Origin of the sequence: Akkermansia sp. BCRC 18949 (assembly GCF_045011645.1) — a bacterium.
GTDB classification, from domain to species: Bacteria; Verrucomicrobiota; Verrucomicrobiia; order Verrucomicrobiales; family Akkermansiaceae; genus Akkermansia; species Akkermansia massiliensis.
Genome location: NZ_CP123619.1, coordinates 1191825 through 1213043 on the forward strand (window position 1 = coordinate 1191825; position 21219 = coordinate 1213043).

At 60.6% G+C, this 21219-nt stretch carries 15 protein-coding genes; 6 read left to right on the plus strand and 9 right to left on the minus strand.

Translation table 11 applies throughout. From position 1 onward, the window contains the following. The first annotated feature begins 3 nt into the window (after positions 1 to 3). The 6 genes from P8A25_RS04925 to P8A25_RS04950 all read left to right on the plus strand — a co-directional run bounded on the left by P8A25_RS04925 (position 4) and on the right by P8A25_RS04950 (position 11070). Complete coding sequence (locus tag P8A25_RS04925) at positions 4 to 1617, plus strand: tetratricopeptide repeat protein (protein WP_215443795.1); 1614 nt, start codon at positions 4 to 6, stop codon at positions 1615 to 1617. Between the two features lie 384 nt (positions 1618 to 2001). After that, positions 2002 to 2277 (plus strand): acyltransferase, encoded by a 276-nt coding sequence (locus tag P8A25_RS04930; protein WP_404838799.1) that lies wholly within the window; start codon positions 2002 to 2004, stop codon positions 2275 to 2277. Between the two features lie 148 nt (positions 2278 to 2425). Next, the gene (locus tag P8A25_RS04935) at positions 2426 to 4528 is read left to right on the plus strand and encodes a M3 family metallopeptidase (protein ID WP_215443797.1); all 2103 of its coding nucleotides are present in this window, start codon (positions 2426 to 2428) and stop codon (positions 4526 to 4528) included. Between the two features lie 24 nt (positions 4529 to 4552). Further along, entirely contained in the window at positions 4553 to 5875 is a 1323-nt protein-coding gene (locus tag P8A25_RS04940) for a Gfo/Idh/MocA family protein (protein WP_404838785.1), read from the plus strand. A gap of 545 nt (positions 5876 to 6420) precedes the next feature. After that, positions 6421 to 7230, plus strand: coding sequence for a PEP-CTERM sorting domain-containing protein (locus P8A25_RS04945; protein ID WP_215443801.1), 810 nt, complete (start codon positions 6421 to 6423; stop codon positions 7228 to 7230). A 132-nt stretch (positions 7231 to 7362) separates the two neighbouring features. After that, positions 7363 to 11070 carry a LamG-like jellyroll fold domain-containing protein gene (locus tag P8A25_RS04950; protein WP_404838786.1) on the plus strand — a complete coding sequence of 1236 codons (3708 nt, stop codon included), beginning with the start codon at positions 7363 to 7365 and terminating at the stop codon, positions 11068 to 11070. 302 nt (positions 11071 to 11372) lie between these two features. Here the strand turns inward: P8A25_RS04950 and P8A25_RS04955 are convergent, their stop codons facing one another. The 9 genes from P8A25_RS04955 to nadA all read right to left on the minus strand — a co-directional run bounded on the left by P8A25_RS04955 (position 11373) and on the right by nadA (position 21170). Further along, entirely contained in the window at positions 11373 to 14165 is a 2793-nt protein-coding gene (locus P8A25_RS04955; protein WP_215443805.1) for an SEL1-like repeat protein, read from the minus strand. A gap of 300 nt (positions 14166 to 14465) precedes the next feature. Next, the gene (locus P8A25_RS04960; protein WP_102731363.1) at positions 14466 to 15593 is read right to left on the minus strand and encodes an AMP-binding protein; all 1128 of its coding nucleotides are present in this window, start codon (positions 15591 to 15593) and stop codon (positions 14466 to 14468) included. Positions 15594 to 15605: 12 nt separating this feature from the next. Further along, the gene (locus P8A25_RS04965) at positions 15606 to 15905 is read right to left on the minus strand and encodes a hypothetical protein (protein WP_102727091.1); all 300 of its coding nucleotides are present in this window, start codon (positions 15903 to 15905) and stop codon (positions 15606 to 15608) included. An 8-nt stretch (positions 15906 to 15913) separates the two neighbouring features. Next, entirely contained in the window at positions 15914 to 16723 is an 810-nt protein-coding gene (locus P8A25_RS04970) for a hypothetical protein (RefSeq protein WP_404838787.1), read from the minus strand. 35 nt (positions 16724 to 16758) lie between these two features. Beyond that, positions 16759 to 17343, minus strand: coding sequence for an NADH-quinone oxidoreductase subunit C (locus P8A25_RS04975; RefSeq protein WP_022397387.1), 585 nt, complete (start codon positions 17341 to 17343; stop codon positions 16759 to 16761). Between the two features lie 49 nt (positions 17344 to 17392). Then, on the minus strand, positions 17393 to 17974 hold the full coding sequence (nuoB, locus tag P8A25_RS04980; RefSeq protein ID WP_022397386.1) for an NADH-quinone oxidoreductase subunit NuoB: 582 nt from the start codon (positions 17972 to 17974) through the stop codon (positions 17393 to 17395). A 447-nt stretch (positions 17975 to 18421) separates the two neighbouring features. After that, entirely contained in the window at positions 18422 to 18676 is a 255-nt protein-coding gene (locus P8A25_RS04985) for a hypothetical protein (protein WP_102721505.1), read from the minus strand. Between the two features lie 543 nt (positions 18677 to 19219). Then, positions 19220 to 20218, minus strand: coding sequence for an SAM-dependent methyltransferase (locus tag P8A25_RS04990; RefSeq protein ID WP_102721507.1), 999 nt, complete (start codon positions 20216 to 20218; stop codon positions 19220 to 19222). Positions 20219 to 20234: 16 nt separating this feature from the next. Further along, positions 20235 to 21170, minus strand: a complete 936-nt coding sequence (gene nadA, locus P8A25_RS04995) for a quinolinate synthase NadA (protein WP_102721530.1) — start codon at positions 21168 to 21170, stop codon at positions 20235 to 20237. Positions 21171 to 21219: the final 49 nt, after the last annotated feature.

The following is a 21219-nucleotide window of genomic DNA, read 5'->3' on the forward strand; positions in this document are numbered from 1 at the left end:
CTTATGAACGCCTCTTTCCGCCATGTCCTGCTGGCCGCCGCCATGGCGGGATTCTGTTCCGCTGCTGGGGGCGGGGAACACGGGTACTGGATGAGCAGCCCGTCCCTGAACGGCTGGCGGGAGGCTGTCTTCCGCGCCGGCGTTCCGGCACAGCCTGCCGTGCTGCCGCCCGGCGTGGAGCCGATGATGGTGGGCTCCTCCTCTCCTGCCGCGCAAATGCTGGTGCTGGAAGGAATGACGCATCTGCTCACCTTCGGGGACATGCGTGCTTTCCGGAAATTTGACGCCGCGCTCCGGCTGGACCCGGACTGCCTCATGGCCCACTGGGGCAGGTGCATGAGCCTGATGGGCGCCGGACCCGCTTTTCAGGACCAGCGCGTCCATTCCATGAAGCGCATGAAGGAGCTGGCGCTGCGTCCGGACTGTCCGGAACAGGAACGCGCCTATGCGGACGCCCTGGCCGTGCTGCTGATGAACGGGCCCGTGAAGGCGCAGGAAGCGTGGAAAACCATCTGCTCCACCTGGAAGCGCGACCCTTACGCACCCCTCTTTTACGCCATGCTCCTGCGGGACGGCTTTGACGGGCAGGGCAACCCCGGAGAGGGGCAGAAAGAGGCCGTCCGCGTGGTGGACGCCGTCCTGAAAGAACGCCCCGGCTCCCAGGCCGCCCTGTTCATGCGCGCCCTGCTGGAGGAAGTGGCTCCCGTCATTTCCCCGGAAACGGTGGAAACCGCCCGCAAGGCCGTGGCCGCCAACCCCTTCTCCGCGTCCGCCCATCATCTGCTGGGCCATTGCCTGTTCCGCACGGGAGACTATGAAGGGGCATGCGCCGCCTTCAAGGACTCTGAAAACCTGTGCCTGGCCTGGGAAAAGGCGGAAAACGTTCCCCCCGCGCTGGATGACGCCTGGTTCCGCTCCATCCTTTACCGGGCCGTTTCTGAATTCTGCGCCGGACATTACAGGCAGGCGAACGCCGTCGCCGCCCGCGCCGCTTCCGTTCCCCTGGACAAAAAGCATCCGCTGGCCCCCGGCACCCTCCTGCAAATATGGGAGGCCAGGACACTGCCCGCGCGCCTGATGCTGGCCCGGCCTGACCTGCCCGCGCAGGCTCTTGTGCTCAAGGCTTCTCCGGGACCGCTGCCCAAGGGATTTCCGGATTTGAGCAACGGCATGGCGGCAGTGGTCACCCAATACATGGGCGCCTGTTACTCTGCCAGGCAGGGCAGGCCGGGCGCCGTGGCGTCCGCCTTTGACAAACTGTCCGGCGTTCTGCGCCTGCTCATGGAAGGCGCGGACGCCGCCCGGCGGCAGATGAGCGTCTCCTACTGGGCTCGCTGCCTCCAGATGGGAAGCCTGTATTCCTCTGAAATCCGCTCCCTCATGTTCCCGGACTCCGCCAGCGTCTGGATGTCCGAGGCCATCGGGAGCCAGCGCTTCTCCTCCCTGCTGCTGCCCCCCGTGGTGCCGTACCCCGCGGAATGGAAGCTGGCCCGCGCCTATCTGAAGGCCGGGAAATACCGGGAATGCGCGGACATGTGCGAACAGGCGCTCAAACGCTTCCCGAACCATGCCGGAGTGCTGGACACGCTGAAACAAGCCCGCGCCGCCGGAAAATAATCCATCCTGCCATCCTGCCGTTTCTCATGGAACGGACTGGAGACTCCGTCCCCGGCAGACGGGAAAGGGACTGGGATGAATAAAAACTTTGGAAAGGCGAACAACATGGATATTTACGAAAGACTGAAAAACGGAGAACCGATCAACACCCGGGAATCCAGGGAATTCAAGGAAATACTGTGGCCGGAAACGGTGAGAAGCCGCACGCTTTGCCAGAAAATCAATTCGCTCCCACCGTTTGACGGGGAAGTGCGGGCCCTCGTGAATGAACTCTTTGAGGGCAGGTTCCCGGAATCCTCCAACATCTCTCCCCCCTTCCAGATTGACCGCGGACACTGCGTCTCGGTGGGCGAGCGCGTATTCATCAATGAAGGCCTGGACGTGATGGCCGCGGGAAGCGTCACGATAGAAGATGACGTGCTGATCGGGCCGCAGGTCTCCATACTGACGTCCAATCATGATGCCGGCAACTTGTTCATCTTGAAAAATAAGCCTGTAGTGATAAAAAAAGGGGCGTGGATCTGTTCCAGGGCGGTTCTCTGTCCCGGCGTCACGGTGGGTGAAGGGGCTGTCGTAGGCGCCGGCTCCGTCGTAACGAAGGATGTCGGTCCGCATACCCTGGTAGGCGGGAACCCCGCAGCATTCATTAAAAATATTTAACAGGCAAACGCCGCTCCTCCGGATTCTCCTAAAACATGGTAAACTTCATCTTTTCATGGCCGCCGCAGGGAAGGCCGGAGCTCCCATGAACTCCTGTATTCCCGGAATAAGGCCATCTTCATTTTCAATAACAAATACATCAAGCAACATGAACCATCCCTATCTGGACCCCTCCTTCCTCGTTTCCTGGTCACGGCTCACGCCGGACGCCATCAAGCCGGACGTTACGGAAGCCATCTCCCGCGCCAGGGCGAACATCCAGGCCATCTGTGACCAGCCGCTGGACTCCCTGACCTATGAAAGCACCTTCGGCGCTCTGGAAAAAGCCTCTGAGGAACTGCACCTCGGCTGGGGCCGCATCATGCATCTGGACTCCGTCAATGACGAACCCGCCCAGCGGGAAGCCATCGGGGAAATGCTGCCGGAAGTGGTCGCCTTCTCCTCCTCCGTTCCGCTGAACCCGTGCCTGTGGACGGTCCTGAAAGCAGCCGCGGCCTGTGACTGGGTGAAAAACCTCTCCCCCGTCAGGCAGCGCTTCATTCAGGAAACGCTGGCGGACTTCCGTGAAAGCGGGGCGGACCTGCCGGACGAGGTGAAGCCGGAATATGCGGAAATAGAAGCCCGGCTCTCCCTGAAGACCAAGAAATTCGCGGAAAACGTGCTGGACTCCACCAACGCCTGGGAACTCATCGTGGAAAATGAAGCGGAACTCTCCGGCCTGCCGGACTCCGCGAAGGAAGCCGCCCGGCTGGACGCCCTGGCCAACGGCCACGGCACGGAAGAAGCCCCCCGCTGGCGTTTCACGCAGAAATTCACCTCCCTCCAGCCCGTCATGCAATTTGCGGACTCGGACGGACTGCGCCGTAAAATGTGGGAAGGCTCCTGCTCCATAGGGAAGGACGGGGAATATGACAACGAGGCCCTCATTGCGGAAATCCTGGAACTGCGGGATAAAAAGGCCCATCTGCTGGGGTATGGCTGCTTTGCGGACTACGCCACCTCCCGCCGCATGGCCGGGAGCGGAGCCAACGCCTTGAATTTTATTAATGACCTCCATGACAAGGTGAAGCCCTCCTTCCTGAAAGACATGGAAGCCGTACGGCGGTACAAGGAGGAAAAAACCGGAAAACCCGTGGAAAAGCTCTCCCCGTGGGAAACCGCCTACTGGTCTGAAAAACGCCGCCGCGAGCTCTACTCCTTTGACGAGGAAGATTTGCGCCCGTACTACTCTGTGGAAAAGGTGATGGACGGCCTCTTCTCCATCTACTCCGGCCTGTACGGCATCACGGTAATGCCGCGCCCTACGGTGGCGTTCAAGCCCGGTGAATTCGGGGAAGTGCCGGAAGGCGCGGTGGAAGTATGGCACCCGGACGTCCTGTTCTATGAACTGCATGATGCGGAAAGCGGGGAACATCTCGGTTCCTTTTATGCGGACTGGCATCCGCGGGACTCCAAGCGCGCCGGAGCGTGGATGAACTACCTCAGCGTGGGGGAACCCCCGCACGGCGGCAAGCCCCGCGTGCCCCATCTGGGCCTCATGGTCGGCAACATGACCAAGCCCGTTGGGGACAAGCCCGCGCTGCTGTCCCACCGGGAGGTGGAAACCATCTTCCATGAATTCGGCCACCTGCTGCACCAGCTCCTCTCTGATGTGGAGGTGAAATCCCTGGCTGGCACCAACGTGGCCTGGGACTTTGTGGAACTGCCCTCCCAGATCAATGAAAACTGGTGCTGGGAGCGGGAATCCGTGGACCTCTTCGCCGCGCACTATGAAACGGGTGCAACAATCCCGGACGAACTGTTCTCCAAAATGCGCGCCGCCCGCAACTACATGAGCGGCACGGACTTCATGCGCCAGCTCTGCTTCGGCAAGCTGGACCTGGAGCTTCACGTGAACTGGCCGCGGTACAAGGGCGCTCCGCTGGAAGAAACGGATGAACGCATCCTGGCGGACTACCGGGTGCCGATGACGGATCGCGGCCCCTCCGTGGCACGCCGCCTGACCCACATCTTCGCGGACCCCACGGGCTATGCCTCCGGCTACTACTCCTACAAATGGGCGGAAGTGCTGGAAGCGGACGCCTTCAGCCGCTTCCTGAAGGAAGGGGTGCTGAACCCGCAGACCGGGCGCGACTTCCGCCGCTGCATCCTCAGCAAGGGCAACAGCAAGCCTGCCGCGGAACTCTACCGCGACTTCATGGGCCGTGATCCGGACGCGGAAGCTCTGCTTGTCAAATCCGGCATCCTTTAAATCAATCTCTCTAACACAATCCTCATGCCTGAACAAAAAAGACTCTCCCTCGCCGGCATCGGGTGCGGCTCCCGCACGCGCACCTACATGAAGCTGGCCATGGAACAAAAAAACCGCTACCGCATCGCCGCCGCGGCGGACCCCGTAAAGCAGCGCACGGAAGCCGTGCGTGACTTTGCCCCGGAGGAGGAGCGGGACTCCATCCGCCTGTTCAAGGACGCCGCCTCCCTGCTGGAGGAACCGCGCCTGGCGGACGTAGCCATCATCGGCACGCAGGACGACTACCACTACGCCCCGTGCAAAAAGGCCATGGAGCTGGGCTACCACGTCCTGCTGGAAAAACCCATCGCCAAGACGCTGAAGGAAGCGCTGGAACTGCGCGACCTGGCGCGCCAGCTGAAACGCCGCGTGGCCGTGTGCCACGTGCTGCGCTACACCCAGTTCTACCGCACCCTGAAAAAAATCATCGCCAGCGGGGAAATAGGGGACGTCATCACCTTCAACGCCAATGAAGGCGTGGGGGCGTGGCACTTCGCCCACTCCTTCGTGCGCGGCCACTGGGGGAACAGCAAGACCTCCACCCCCATGATCGTGGCCAAATGCTGCCATGACATGGACATCCTCTACTGGCTCATGGGGCGGCGCAAGTGCCTCTCCGTAGCCAGCTTCGGGGAGCTCACCTTCTTCACGAAAAAAACGCTCTCCTCCCCCCGGCCGGAACGCTGCACGGACTGGACCACCCCGGTGGGGGAAGACCCCTGGGACGCCCGCAAATACGCCACGGACGACGAATGCAAGCGCTGGCTGGGCATGGTTTACGACCGCGCGCAGGAAGCCACCGCAGAGGAAATCTGCGAATGGCTTGAAACCTCCCCGTGGGGCAGGGACTACCTCCAGTGCGACAACGACCAGCCGGACCACCAGGTTTCCATCATGCGCTTTGAAGGCGGCCTGACCGGCACCTTCACGATGACGGCCTTTGAACAGGGCCGCCATATTGAAGTATACGGCACCAAAGGCAAAATCCGCGCCGGAGCCTTCTACAAGGAAAACGGCCCCGGTGAAATCACCGTCACGCCCCACTTTGGCGGAAAAACCCGCGTGGTGGAGCTGGAGGAACTGGCTGGCGGCTACCAGGGCCACGGCGGCGGTGACTGGGGGCTGGTGGAAGCCCTTTACGATGACATGCTGACGGTTCCCTCTCCGGCGGACATGACCACCTCCATTGAAGAATCCGCCCACTCCCATGTCATGGCCTTTGCCACGGAACACGCCCGGCTGACCGGCCAGGTGGTGGACGTGGCCGAATCTGAGCGCCGGGTCATGAGAGGTGAACTGGACTACTGATCCGGTAGTTCAACACTTCAATTTCCAGAAAACGGACGGGAAACCGTCCGTTTTTTATTGCTGGTTCCGGATGTGGAACCGTAGATGGCTGCAACCATCTTCCTCCATGAAAAACGGAATAATTAATGGAATTCGTGGAAATACAGAAAAAGAATATTTGGTCAAGTCTGGAAATCATAAATATTCCGGTTTTAAATGATAAAAAATAACTTATTGGTCAGGACAGGGTTATAAAACGGACGGATTTGGAATCCGGAGTCAAGCCTACAAAATTGAAAGAAAAACGTTTTAAGGAAATTTGGCTTGGCAATATCCTGGAAATTGCCGTAGGGATTTCCTGATATAACAGGCTTTCTTTTTGTTCCGCAATCATTACTGACCGTCTTTGCATGTTGGCGGCGGTAGTCGTCAGGGCCGGCGGTATAAAGCTGTGAAAAGGGGGAATGGGGAAATGTTGCAGAGCATCAGGAAGAACAATTTTTCACGGCTGTAACATCCATACCGGATTCCAAATCCGGCATATATCTTGTGAATTGGCTAAAACCATGAAGAAATCATTCATTCTGCTATTATTGGCAGGCGCCGTCTCCGCGGCTTCTGCGGCTTCCCTGAAAATTAATCTGGGTTCTTCCTCTGCGGGGGATCCGGATTGGATCAGTGTGGCTACCCAGGCTTCCTCCATCACGGGAGGAAAAGCCACCTCCTACGCCTCCATTGCTTCCTTGAGCAAAAACGGGGGAAACGTTTCCCCGTCCGTGGTTCTCGGCAATCTGGGCGGTCAGGACGTCACGCTCACCATGGCGTACAAAAGCACCGCCGCCATGAATGCGGGTTACCTGGACGCGACAGGCACGTCCCCCTCCATCAACTCCCTCTTCCCGGACAGCATGGCGCAATCTTCCATTTCCGGCAAGTGCAACGGGGTGAAGGGACAGACCGTCGGCCTGCAATTCACGTTGAGCGGCCTGGCGGCCAATACCACCTATTATCTGTACGTTCTGGGCAACAACGGTTTCTCAACCAATAAAACCAGCATGGCCCTCTCGGGCGGTGTCAGCAATGTCACAGGCAGCCTGATGGACGGCTATGAAGGAGCGGGAACGGTGACCGGTTCAACCTTCCAGGGGACGACGGATTCTTCCGGCGTGGGGATGGAATGGGCATTCACCACAAACAATTCGGGCCAGGTGACGCTCACTTATGAACGCTCCGCCGGAGCGGCCGCGGATGTGGTAAATGCAGATGTCAGCTTGAACGGATTCATGCTGGCAACCGAACCCATTCCCGAACCGGCCACGGCATCCCTGGGGTTGCTCGGACTGGCGACGCTGCTGTTGCGGCGGCGCAAAAACTAAGGAGCATTCAGCATTATCTTTGACGAGATGTCCGGAAAGAAGGGATGGACCGCCCATGTTGTTCATCCCTCCTTTCCGGCATTTTTTATTTGCAGAAGTCTATCTGTTAGATTATTTAATAACCTTATATCTATGAAAAAGAAATCTCTCTTCGGCGTCCTTGTGGCGGTGGCTCTCTCCGCTCTGGGGAATCCGGGGCAGGGTGCGGGAACGGTGGAATCCTTTGGCGTGGACTTCGGCAATGCGGCTTCTGCGGCACAGCCGGGCTGGACGAATATGGGGGTGGTGACCACCACGCCATCCTCCACGCTGAAAAGCGTGCCCCTGCGGAGGAATAACCTGGAAGCCTCTTCCTCCCCCGTGCTGGCTGGAACGCTATTTGGCCGCTCCGTTTATCTGGCGGTAACGGCCAAATCGGAAGCGAGCGTGGGAAACATGTGCTATAACAACGCCAATTCAACGTGGCGGGAAAAGGGGGAAACCCGCGGAGGGCAGCCGGGCGGCGTGCTGCAGGCGGAAAGCGCCTTCTCCTTTCCGAATCATGGGGAAGCCCTGAATACGAGTTTGCAATTGTTTACCAACGGCATGGCGGTCCGGGCCGGCACGGTGCGCGTTTCCCTCTCCGGACTGGCGCCCGGCAAGGAATATGCCGTTTCTTTTTTCCTGGGCAGCGGCAAGCCCGCGTACCAGTCCGTTTCCCTGGTATCCGGCGCTCATGTGGACGTAAAGGCGCTTCAGACCTCCACCGGTTCCCGCACGGAAGACACGTGGAAAGGGGGTGTCAACACGGCGGACGCGGATACCTATATGGCGGTGGAATGGACCGCGGCAGCGGATGAGGCCGGGACGCTCGTTTTTGACGTGGTGAAGGAAGGCAGCTCCGCCGGAACCGGAACCCTGAATCTGAATGCGCTGACTGTCCGCACGGATGATACCCCGGCCCCTCCCGCTCCGGAGCCGAAGCCCGTCAGCGTGCTCCACAACAGGGCGCTGACCGTTCTTTCCTCCCCGGTGGCGCTTCCCGTGCCTGCGGATGCCTGGACCGGAACGGGGGAAATGACTTGCGAACTTTGGGTCAGGCCGGATGGGGACGCCGCCTCCGGCGCTATTCTTTCCCTGGGGGCTTCCACGCTCTCCCTGAACGGAGGCCGTCTGCATCTGGAATCCGGGAATGCGGAAACTCCCGCCTCCGTGGAGGCTTCCGGCCAGCCCTTCGCCGCCGGAACCTGGCACCATGTGGCCGTGGCCCTGGGAACGGAAAACGTCAGCCTGTATGTGGACGGAACATTGGCGGGAACCGCTCCTGCCGCGCCTTACCTGGCCTCCATGAAAAACGGCTGGACAGGCCTGGTGCTGGCTGCGCAGTTCAAGGGAGCCCGGGACGAACTGCGGTTCTGGAATGCGGAGCTGGGGACCGGAGCGGACGACTTTTTCCTGACGGGGCCGCTGCCCATGGCCCACCCCAGGTATGGCCGCCTGGTGGGGCTGTGGCGGCTGGACGGAGACTTCCGGGACGCCAAGTGGACGGAATTCGCGGACAAAACGGGCAGCTCCTTCACCCGCCCGTACCAGGCGGTGACGCCGTCCGGCACGGAATTCTCCATCGTCATGGACAACAACACCTTCCGCTACATGCTGGTGACCGGGTACGTCCGCGAAAGCCATATCATGTGGAACTGGCCGTCCCGTCCCCACATGATCAATAACTCGGATATCATTTACATCGGCGCCGCTTCCGCCGCCGCCAATGGGGACATCAGCTTTTCCTACCCGGACAACGACGTGACGGAAAGCCGGGGCGTGCAGCTTCTCCCCGCTGACGGCGCGCGGACGAACGTTCTGGAATTCACCGGAGAAGACGCTTATATGAACGTGGGCAACGGACTGCTGGCGGGCAGCAATGCCAACGCGTTCACGATTGAAGTGAACCTGGCTCTATCCGCCGGGGAGCAGAACGTCACTCTGTTTGAAAACGACAGCGTGTCCATGACGCTGGCGTGGGCGGATGGCCATTACAAAGCGCGCCTGCAGGCGGGCTCCACGGCTGCCTGGGAGGCGGACCTGCCCGCCGTAGCCCTTCATGAATACTTCTGGCTGGCCTTCATCCGCAATTCCACGGCGGGAACGGGCGTCTTTTACCTGAACGGCGCCCCCCTGCAAACGGCGGCGGTTGCCGCCGGGGAAATGAACGGCACGCCGAATGCCGTCGTGGGCCGGAACCTAAAGGGGAAAATAGACGACATGCGCGTGTGGCATCTGGCCCGGCCCGTCAACCGTTTGGGCACGGAAGTACAGCCCAACTGGAATGACCGTCTCATCGTGGCTCACTGGGGGAACAGCGACGTCTTCGGCCGTGATACCGCCTCCTGGGCGGAACATGTCCGCACGCTGCGCAGCATGACGGAAGGGGTGGGAGGCATGCGCATCCGCCTGGGCATTGCCGGAGGCGCGTGGAGCGCCATGCTGCCGGCTGCCGCCGCCCGCCAGAGGTTTGCGGACGGCATCAGGGACCTGTTGAAAAAATATCCGCTGGACGGCGTGGACCTGGACTTTGAATGGCTGTACCAGGGGGATGGAAAGTGGACCAACTACGGGCAACTGGCCCAGGCCATCCGGGAGACGAATCCGGACATGTTCTTTTCCATCTCCCTGCATACCGTCGCCTACTGGTTCCCCGCCGCGTACATGCAGTATGTGGACTACTTCACCTTCCAGAACTACGGGCCGGCCATTGACGTGAATACTTATAACAGCATGGTTTCCGCCTGCGGAAAATCCCGGAATCAGGGCTTTCCGGATAAAAAGATCATCCTGAGCGCCCCATTCCAGGGAACGCCCGGAACCGCCGGGCTGCCTGACGGCAAAAAGCCGGGGGACTACATCAAGGGCTACAGGGACATAGCCGCCAACTGTCCGGAAGCGGACAACCCCGATCATGACACGGCCGTTTATTCCTATTCCGGCCTCAATCTGACGCTCCATTACAACGGCGTCACCACCGTCAAAAAGAAAGCCAAATACATCAGCGACCAGAAGCTGGCCGGCTTCATGTACTGGGACATGGGGCTGGACGTGGCGGACGCTTCCGGAAGCAATAACTACTTTGACCGCCATTCCCTCCTGCGCGCCGCCAACCGCTACGTGTCTTCCACGTCGTTTCCCGTCACGGCTTCACCGTTCGGCTTGTCCCGGGTGGGGGCGTCCGTTCCCGCCGCAGGAGGGGCGGTGGATGTGGAAATTCAAATGGAAGAGGAAGCCCTGGGCTGGGTGGTGGCGGACTCCCCGGAATGGATTTCCGTTTCCGCCGCTTCCGGCATCGGCCGGACCATGATCATCCTGACGGCGTCGGAAAACAAATCCGCCTCCGGACGGTCCGGAACGGTGGTGTTCCGCGCTTCCGACAAGCAGGAATGTGCCGTCACCGTGACGCAGGCCGGGGCAGACCTGGCGGGCTATGACAAGTGGGTGCAGGACACCTTCCCGCCGGACGCCACGGCGGACCGGACGGCGGCTGATGCCTCCCCCGCCGGGGACGGCGTCACCAACCTGATGAAATACGCCACGGGCCTGGACCCGCTGAAACCCTGCGGAAGCGTGACGAAGGTATCCGTGGAAGAAGGCGTTGAAGGAAGCAGGCATCTGGTGTTGCGGTGGCCGGTAAATCCTCAGGCGGCGGAGGTAAAGCATGAAGTGGAAGTCTCCCCGGACTTGGTTAACTGGACTTCCCTGGGGGAAGTGGAAACCGCCGGAAGAACGTCTGCCGAATTCCGGGATGCGGAGCCCGTGCAGGACAGCGCCATGAAGCGGCGCTTCCTGCGCCTGAAAGTGACACGGGAATAACTTCAGCCGACCTCCTTGTGGAGGTGCCTTTCCGCCCCTGCTTACGCCTTGGAAAGCAAAATCCGTCCCGGCACGGCATGGCCGGAACAGGGAGCGCCATATACCCATGCGGGCGGCCCGAACAGCCACGCATGGCAGAATGCACGAACCTTGAATGGGCCTCCTCATCTTAAAAACAGAGAATGTCCCGTTGAAGAATCGCGCTCGCTTTCCTCACCTCATTCCCAGCCGGCCGCAGAGGCCTGCGGCGCTCCCTGCTCCCGCAAACCCATTCCGGGGCATTCACCGGGCAAAAGCGCAGCCTATTTCCCCGCCTTCTTCTTAATCTTTTCCTTCACCCGCTCCACATTGGCGCGGGCGTCTTCATTCCCCAGCTCCGCCGCCTGTTCATACCACTTCCGGGCTTCCGCCAGATCCTTGGCCACGCCCGTTCCGCGTTCGTACATGGAGCCCAGGTTGTTCATGGACTTGGCGTCGTCCTGTTCCGCTCCCTTAATGTAAAACTGGTAGGCCAGAGCCATATCCTGCGGAGTGCCGAGCCCTTCCTCATGCAGGTAGCCGAGCAGGAAATACATGCCGGGCACGGCATGCGTCTGGTTCTGTTCCAGCTTGGTCAGGATGTCCATCGCCGTTTTCGGGTCCGGCTCCATATCCTCTCCCTTGATGAGCAGGCGCGCCTTTTCCACCAGGGCTTCCGGGTCTTTGGTTGCGGCGGCTTTCAGCACATAATCCTTGTGAAGCTCCTTGTTCGGCTGCACGCCGATCCCCTGCTCGTAATACCGGGCCAGCCTCTTGAGGCCGCGCACGTCCTCCTTCTTCACCAGCGCGGTGGCCGCCGTCATGGCGGAGGCCAGCAGCTGCTGCCGTTCCGCAGGGTCCTGCACGTTCCCGGCCACGGTTTCATAATAATTGGCCAATTCGTCCAGGGCGGTCAGGCTGCCGAGTTCCACGGCCTGTTCCCAGAACTTCACGGCTTCCGGATTGATGGTTTTCGGGGCAGGGGCCTGGCGTTCCCTGCCGGACGGCGTCATCCAGGGGGGGACGGCTCCGGCGTCCGTCAGCGTATCTTCCGCGTTATCCTTCTGCCCCGGCTTGCGGAGCCACGGCGGGGTGTTTCCTTCCTCGCTATTCAAGCTCATCTTGACCTGCTGGTAAGCGGAATGGGAGGTATTCCGGCTGGCGTTCTGCGCCGCCGTTTCCGCCGTATCCTGGGGATAGGCCGCCTGGTTGGCAAGGAAGAGCAGGGAGGGAATGTGGCCCCGTGCCGCCAGGCCGTGCATCATGGCGCTGTAAGGCTGAAGGTTTTCATTATTGGAGCTCCACATGTCCGCCGCGTCCACATGGCCCTTCAGGGCCCCCCGGAACATCCAGGAATCCCCTTCCGCCATGCGTTTTTCCAAGCCGAATTCGTAAATAAGGGCGCGGCCCAGCACGTACATGCCGCAGGGATCCCCCTGTCCGGCGGAAAGCCGGGCCCAGGCCAGGGCTTCCGGATAGCCGGATTCCTCGCTCCTGTAGCTGAACAGCATCAGGTAGGCCAGGTCCGCCTGGCTGCGGGCGTCCCCTTCCTGAGCTTTTTTGCGGAGGCTGGCGGTCAGCTCCTCCCACTGTTCCGGCGTGACGTATTCGGAAATGCCTCTCAGCGTAATGAAGTCCCCGGAGGCGGCTTTCGCCAGGCAGTCGTTCAGCAGCGTTCTGGCGGGTTCCGCGGCCGGCTTGTCCATCAAATCCGGGTTTTCCATCTGGGCCAGGCGCAGCTTGGCCAGGGGATGGCCTTCTTCCGCCGCCTGCTTGTACCACGTGCGCATGTTCTCCTGCGCTTCATGGGCTTTGCCTATGGAATCCATGGTATTGGCCAGTTCCTCCTTCCACAGCTCGCCCAGCTGGACGCTGGAATCCGCGTCTCCAAGCTGGGAGGCCAGCTCCAGCTCCTTGTGCGTTTTGGCATAGGGGGGAAGCTGGTTGAGCTTTTTCTGGGGAAGGGAAAGCGGTTCCTTCAGGAAGGGCATGCCCCGTTCGTCATGAAGGGCCAGCAGGTCCAGGGCGGCCTTGCGCAGCTCCTGCTCCTGCGGTGGCTTCGCTTCGGAAACCAACTGGGCGTACCAGGCATAGGCATTATTGCTGCCCAGCTTGCGGGCCTGGTCAAACAGGGTCTGGAGCAGGTAGCCGTCCACGGTTCCCCTTTTCTCCTTCATGCAGCCGGAGAGATCGCCCAGCAGGGTTTCCAAATCTCCCCTGGAGCGCAATTCCGCCAGAAGCTTTCCGGACTGCTCCGCGGCAGTACCCTTCGTCATCTCCGCCAGCAGGCGCATGGCTGCCGCGTGTCCCTTCTCCGCGGCCTGGGAAAGGGGCTGGACGGCCATGTCCCGCCACTTCCTGCCGTCCGGATCGTTGCCGGAGGGCCCCCCGCCCAGGGAAAGGGCCAGTTCCCCCATCCGGGCCAGAAGAACCGGTTTGGCGTTTTTCCGGTGCTTCTCCAGGGACTCAAGCACCTTGCCGGGGTCTTCCTTCAGCCAGTCCACCCTGATAAAGGCGAGCTGGGCAAGCGCGTCCTGGTCGCCGGAGGCGGCTTTCTTTTCCAGAGGGGCGAGGTAGCGCTTCAACTCGGCTTCCGGCAGGTCCGTAACGGTGTACAGCGCCGTGACGGCGTCCATGTCTCCCTTCTCGGCCAGCTTGCGGCAGGCGTCCAGCCATTCCGCATGCTCCGGCTGCATGGACTGCGCCTTGAAAATCCCGAAAATCCCGTAGGGGTCCGTCATCATGAGCTTGGGAGCCGGATGACCGGATTTGGCGGCCGCTTCACGGAAGAAATGCTGCATGTGCTCCAGGCAGGCCAGCGGCAGGTCCCCCCGGTTCAGGTAATAAAGCCCCATCCAGTACTCCCCGGCCAGCATGTTGGCCCGGAAGTCTCCCGCGGCAGCCTTGCCGAGCAATTCCCCGTACGTCCAGCCGCCGTCCATGGGCAGCTGGGAAAGGTCCCGGACCGGGACTTGCTCCACCTGCACGGGTGGATTTGCCCCTGCCTGGGACGGAACGTCCTGGGCATGAACCGGAACGGAAAAAATAAAGGGAATAAGCAGAAGACGGGCACGCATGGATCAACTCTTTTCTAACAGGAAAAACCTCTGCCCTACAAGCGTTTTTCACGTGCCTGAATGTTTAATTATTGATGATGTCACGTTCTTTTTTTAAAGAAGACAAATGAAGCTGTGACGGGAGGCTCCGGGCACGTGTGCGGCAGCTCCCAAGGCAAAGGATAATGATAGCCGGGAAAGGCGGAATGGACAAAGTAAACAAGGGATATTAAGCCCCCCTGTGCCCCTTCCGTCCATCCAGTCCATCCGGTCCATCCGGTCCGGATTATTTAAAAAAGAGCCCCTGGAGGATGCGCCTCACTAAACCTCCCGCAGTTTTTCCGGGCATTCCTCCAGCAGCGCGCGCAGCCGGCGGCGGTCCAGTTTTCCCATCACCGTCAGGGGAATGGGCGTTTCCATGACGGCCCGGATGCGCTGGGGGCCGGGAGCAGCTGCATTCCATTCGCGGCACGCGCGTTCCAGCGGCACAGCGGCGGGACCGCAGGCGACCAGCTCCATTCCGGCCCGCGGGTGCGGAACGGCCTCCACTACCGCCTCCGGAACACGGCGGCGCAGCGCATCCTGGACGGCGTCCGGGTCCACCAGTTCCCCCAGGACTTTGACGAGCCTGTCCGCTCGGCGCAGGAAGGTCAGCAGACGCCCCTCCAGGCGCACCAGGTCGCGGGTGCTCCACCACTCCTGCGGCTCCACCCGTTCCAGCAGAAAACCTCCATGAGGCTGCGTCAGCAGGCGGCCGCACAGCTTGCCTTCCCCCTGGAAGCGCAGGAGGCCGTCCTCGTCCGTCTTTGCTTCCCAGTGGGGTAGCAGGGAAAGGCGGTCCGTGTGGTACGGATCGCCGGGGAAAGCCGTGGCGAGCTGGGAGCCGGACTCCGTCATGCCGTAGCTCTGCACCACGGGCCAGCCGAGGGCGCGGGCTTTCCTGCCCGTCTCCATGTCCAGCGCCCCCCCTCCTACGATGATGCATCCGGCGGTGGAAGGCGCGCGGAGGCGCAGATTGACCAAGTCCACCACCTGCGTGGGAACCAGGGAGGACCAGCAGGCCCCGGAGCTTTTCATCAGGTCCGCATAGGCCTGGGGATTCCACCTGCCGTGAAGCGCATGGACGTCGGTCCCGGCCAGGGCCGCGCGCAGGTAAATCATGGCGCCCCCCACGTGCCAGACGGGCAGGGGGCAGCACCAGTCCCCGCATTCCGCGTGCAGGTGTTCCAGGGCTCCGCGCGCGCAGACGTCCAGGGCGCGCCGGGTGAATAAAATGGCTTTGGGCGGCGAACCGGAAGAACCGGACGTGGCAAAGGCCGTGACCTCATCCATGCCCCGGCGGGAAAGGAAGGCGGCGGCCTCTTCCGCCCAATCCCTCAAATGGGGGGGGGCCATCACGCAGGGGCCGTTGTCCCGGTCCCAGGGCAGGGGTGTTCCGGAGGCGGACATGGCGGCGGCAGGCTACCGGAGGGCTTTTCTGCGCAGGGTGTGCCAGCGTTCCTCCATGCGGGGCTTCAAATGATGTTCAATCCAGGCATAGGCCGCTTCCAGGCCTCCTGCCTTGAAGGTGCGGCCTATTTCCGCTTCCACGCCTGTGGCGTTGCCGGTGCGGCGCAGGAAATCATTGCTGGTGAATTCGATGAAAAGCTTTCCGTTGATCGCTCCTTCCTCCGCCAGAATCCATTCCCTGACGTACAGCGCCAGAATGGCGTCCCCTACCCATGCCTCCACGCGGAGGCGTTCTTCTGTGGCCTTGTCCATATGATGGTTTATGAAAATCTGGCAATGGCGGTTTTCCCTCCCAGCGGATCCTTGATGGGCGGCGGGGGCACACCGGGAGCCTGGTTCCCGGCGGGGGAGGCCGGCTGGCGGTTTTCCCGCGGAAGCTCCGGCAGGTTGTCCGTGGGGGTGGATGCGGGCGCGCCGGGCGCCGGGGGATTCTCCTTGCGGTCCTGCGGCGCGGGGGCGGCTCCCGGCGTAAGGGGCACGTCCAGCACCCTGTCCTGGGCCGCGCGGCGGTTGACCGCATCCTTGGCCTCCAGGGATTTGCGGAGCGCCGTCTCCGATTCCGGATTCCAGTACCCGGAATCCAGTTCAATGTAAATGTTGGAATAGGGGAGGGATGTCTTGGTCTTGATGACCAGCACGTTGAACTGCTTGGCGGCGTCTTCGATCAGGGAATTGATCGTGCGGCTCATCAATTCAAAATGCTGGCGTCCCGGAAGCATTTTATTGATATTATTGCGGTAGCGCTTGATGCCGGGGGCGTAATCCTCCGTAACGCTGCGCAATTCCGAGCTGATCATGATGCGGGGCACCACGTGGGCTTCCTCCTCCAGCATGTTCAGCACGTCCAGAAGCACTTCATCGGACGTCTTGTCGGAGACCATGGTCTTGATGCCGGCTCCCGTATAGGCCGGGAAGGAGGACTCCGCAATGACAATCCAGTTTCTGGCTCCCACGATCGCCAGGTTTTTATATAACTGGTCCTTCCATTCCCGCTCTGCCGGGTTGGCGTCCTGGCAGCCGCTGAGCAGGCTGATGATACATACGGGCAGGATGAGGGGGAGTCGGGTCATGGGAGGGACCCCGCCTTGCGGGGCTGGAAAATGGGCTAGAATTTATGGGACCGGGGTTCGCGGCAGGCGCTGGGGCAGCGGCCCTGTTCCGTGGCGAACGGCGCTCCCTGGGTGGGGGCCGCCTCCGTAAAGGCGACGCCCGGCAGTTCAGTAGGTACGCCCTGAACGGGGAAATCCTTTCGCAGGGGGAAATAAGGATAGCCTTCCCACATCAAAATGCGGCGCAAATCCGGGTGGCCGGAGAACTTGATGCCCATCAGGTCCCATACTTCACGCTCGTGCCAGTTGGCGGACTGGAAGATTTCCGTGACGCTGGGCACTTCCTCTCCGTCGTCCACCTTCGTCTTGAGGCTCAGGTTCACGCCCGTTTCCGCCTGCGTCAGCGTATAATTGACTTCAAAGCGGGGGCTTTCCCCCATGTTGTCCACGGAGCAGAGGTTCACCATCATGTCAAACCCGGCGGAATCCCGCAGCCAGCGGACTACGTCCGCCACGGCATGGCGCGCGACGGTCAGCGTGATGTCGCCCCGGAACTCGTAGCGGTCCGTGATGACGTCTTTCCCAAAGCGGTTCTGGGCGTTGTCTGCGGCGGTCTTGATCTGTGATTCTAGAGAAGGCATGGAGAAGAAATGGTAAAAGATGGAACGGAGTAAAACGGTCGGAAAAGGTTTATTCGAGAGGCATTTCCGTCTCGACCGGCACGGGGGCGTTGGCTTCGCGCGGTTCCTCCTTCTTGAAGAACGTGCGTGCGGGCTGCTGGGTATCCAGCTTCTTGCGGAGGGTAAGCAGGGCTTCCAGGATGGCCTCCGGGCGGGGAGGGCAGCCGGAAATGTAAACGTCCACGGGAATAATCTTGTCCACGCCCTGGAGCACGGAATAGGAGCGGAACATGCCGCCGGTGGAGGCGCACGCGCCCATGGCGATGCACCACTTGGGCTCCGGCATCTGGTCCCAGATGCGGCGGACGGCCAGGGCCATCTTGTAGGTGACGGTGCCGGCCACGATCATCACGTCCGCCTGGCGGGGGGAAAAGCGCGTTACTTCCGAACCGAAGCGGGAAAGGTCATACCGGGAGCAGGCCACGGCCATGAACTCGATGGCGCAGCAGGAAAGCCCCATCGGCATGGGCCAGAGGGAATTTTTACGAATCCAGTTGATGGCGGCGTCCAGGGTGGTGTAGACAAAATTGCCTTCCGCGTTGGAGTCCAGTACTCCTGTTTCGTAAACATTCGGTTCGTTCGTGGTGACCATGATAACAGATGATTCTTGCTGAAGCCAGATTAGCGAGATGCCTTCAACTCTCAAGCCTTAATTTGGTTCAGCCATGATTTTCTGCGGCCTGTTCCGGCCCTGTTTTCCGGGTGCCCCGGAGCGGGGATGAATAAACCCGCACAGGGTTTCCCCCGTGCGGGTTTTTATCCAACTATATTACCTATGAAACTCAGAACTCCCCATAATGGGTGGCGGTCTCTCTACCTCCCGCCGCCCGGTTTGTTACTGATGCAGGTTAGAGTCCCGGGTGGGGGCTTGCGTTCAAAAAGGAGAAAATTTTTATGACAGGCCCATGGAAGGAAATACAGGATGCTTTGAGAATGAATGCATCATGTTTTTACTGCCTTGAAAGTGGAAATAGGGGGTAGACCCGGTTTCCCTGCAATGTTGGCGTGAAGGGTGCTTTTGGGAAGGAGGGAGGATGCTTTATCCTCGGTTATCCCTGTGCCGGGAGGAGCGGATGACAAGGTGCGCGACTAGCCAGAGGCTGAGGGCAATAGTGGCTAAAAGAGCCGGCATGCTTTCCGTGATGTCTCCTAACAACAGCACGGCCAGGTCCGCTCCCAGAAGAAGGATGCCCATGAAACGCCAGTACGGGGATTCCCCGTCATGTCTGGCGCGCGGGGAAAACTCTGCTCGAAGGGACGGGATATCCAGCAGAAAGGAAAGAAGATCAAACATGGTTTTGTGAAAGGAGTTGGAAGGAGGAAGTTGGTGGATGAGCTTTGTTATCGGAAGGCCGGGATGTTATGGACTAACTTATTTACAAGGGCCGGGAGGCCCTTGTTCCCAAAAGCGCGGTCATGATAGGAAATCCGGGATGGGACAATTCCAATGACATGCATGAGAAGCGGTCGCCTGGGAACGAAGGCCTCCCGGCCTTCTTATCTAAACTTCCCCTAGGCATAACCACGGCAATTTTATTTATAGTCATGATTCCGGAGGGATTGGACAATAATATAAGCGATCAGCCAAAAGGCAAAGACCATGCCGAGAACAAGAGCCGCCATGCTGTTCATATGTATCCATAAGAGCAGAGATCCCATGACGATTGCCAGGAGAATAATACCCGTCCATTGACGCCTCCGGGATTGTTCGTCATCCCTGCCACTCCCGGGAGGTCCAATCAATGAGGATAAAATATCTTTCAAAAAATCGGAAAGATCGAACATAGGGGCACACAGGAAGTTTAACGATGCAAATTCGGGAAAGGAATGACGAACATTACAGCCGTTCCTGGATCAGCACGTGGAAATGGCCTCCTGCGCCGTGTTCGTCCGTCAGGAAGGCGTCCTGCGGCGTGTTCTCCGCGTAGGGGAGCAGGTAATCCCGCTGAGTCATCAGGGTGACCGTATCCCCCAGGCAGTTGCGGGAAAGCTCCAGAAGGTCCGTAAAATTCACGTCGCAGGTCAGGTCCGTGAGGCCGGGGTGCCGGTACAGTTCCTCCCCGGTCAGCACCTGGTGGCTTTTATACCCGCGCAGGGAACCCTGGGGGCGGCGGTAGTAAAGCCGCTCCATTTCGTCCCCGTAGTCGATGACCGTCATGACGCCCATGTTCCAGAGGGGCAGCCACCCGGTGAACCAGCGCGCGTAGGAATCGTGAATCTCCAGACGCTGCCCCGGCTGGGAATCATATTCCAGCATGTGGGAAAAAAGCGGCTGTTGACGGACGGGGCGCAGTTCCTCCCGCACGGCTCCGTCCTTTACGGTAAGCCCCACTTCCCGCCAGCCCTCTTCCGTGTACTCAAACACGCGGGCCGGGAAGGCGTCCACCAGCTCGTTGGAGAAAATGAAGGCTTTTCCGCCGCAGTGCTTCAGCGCCTTTTCCATGGTGGAGTAAATCTTGGCCTGGCTCCCCAGCAGAAGGTGCTGGAATTCGCGCAGCCGGGGGGAGGACTCCACAATCACGTAATCCGTATTCAGGCGGTTCCAGAACCCCAGTTGCTCCAGGACCTTGACGGCCAGGGCTCCGGAACCGGCGCCTATCTCCAGCAGGGGCAGCCGCCTGCCGCAGCGGGCGCAGGCCTCCTTCCAGCGTGCGGCGACGGCCTTTGCCAGAATGGGGGACAGCGTGGGAGTGGTGGAAAAATCCCCGCGGCTCCCGATGTTTTCAATGGAGGAGGAATAATACCCCTCCTGCGGGTGGTGCAGGGCCAGCTGCATGAAGGCTTCCAGGGAAAGCCAGCCGCCGGCGGCCGCGATGTGGTCGGAAAGGCGTATCATGCGGGGGAAAAATGGGTCAGGATTTGGACTGCTCCAGCATGCGCAGCAGCGGGGCTTCCGCCCTCTTGCGCAGGTCTTCCGGCAGCTCCACGGCGGGGGAAAGGTCCCGGAGAGCCAGGTACAGTTTTTCCAGCGTATTCATCTTCATGTACGGGCAGGTGCTGCAGGAGCACTGCTCCGTGGGGGCGGGAATGAACTCCTTGCCCGGCACCAGCTTGCGCAGGCGGTGCAGGATGCCGGATTCCGTGACGATGATGAAGGATGAAGCCGGGCTTTCCGTGCAGTAGGGAATCATCTTCTCCGTGGAGCAGATGTGGTCAGCCAGCAGGCGCACGGCCTCCGTGCATTCCGGGTGCGCCACCACCAGTGCGCCGGGGTGCTTCTCCTTCAGGGCCAGAATCTGGTCCCGCGTAAATTCCATGTGCACGTGGCAGGCCCCGTTCCACAACTCCATGGGGCGTCCCAGCTGGCGGCCTACCCAGGCGCCCAGGTTCTGGTCCGGCACGAACAGGATGGGACGGTCCTCCGGAGCCTGGGAGACAATCTTCACGGCGTTCCCGGAGGTGACGATCACGTCCGCCAGAGCCTTCACGCCGATGGAGCAGTTCACATACGCCACCACGTAATAATTCCTGTCGGCGTTCTCTTTCAGGAAGGCTTCCAGTTCCCCGGCGTCGCAGGAGGCTTCCAGGGAGCAGCCGGCGTCCGCGTCCGGCAGGATGACGGTTTTGTCCGGATTGAGGATCTTGGCGGTCTCCGCCATGAAATGGACGCCGCAGAAGGCGATCACGTCGCAATCCGTATGCTGCGCCTTGTAGGCCAGCCCCAGGGAATCGCCCACGTAGTCGGCCATGTCCTGGATGTCCCCGGTCTGGTAGCTGTGCGCCAGAATGATGGCGTTGCGTTCTTTTTTCAGGCGTAAAATTTCCTCTTTCAGGTCAAAAGGTGCCATGCGGGAAAAGATGGGGGGAAGCCTCCGGCAAGTCAAGCATCATGTCCCA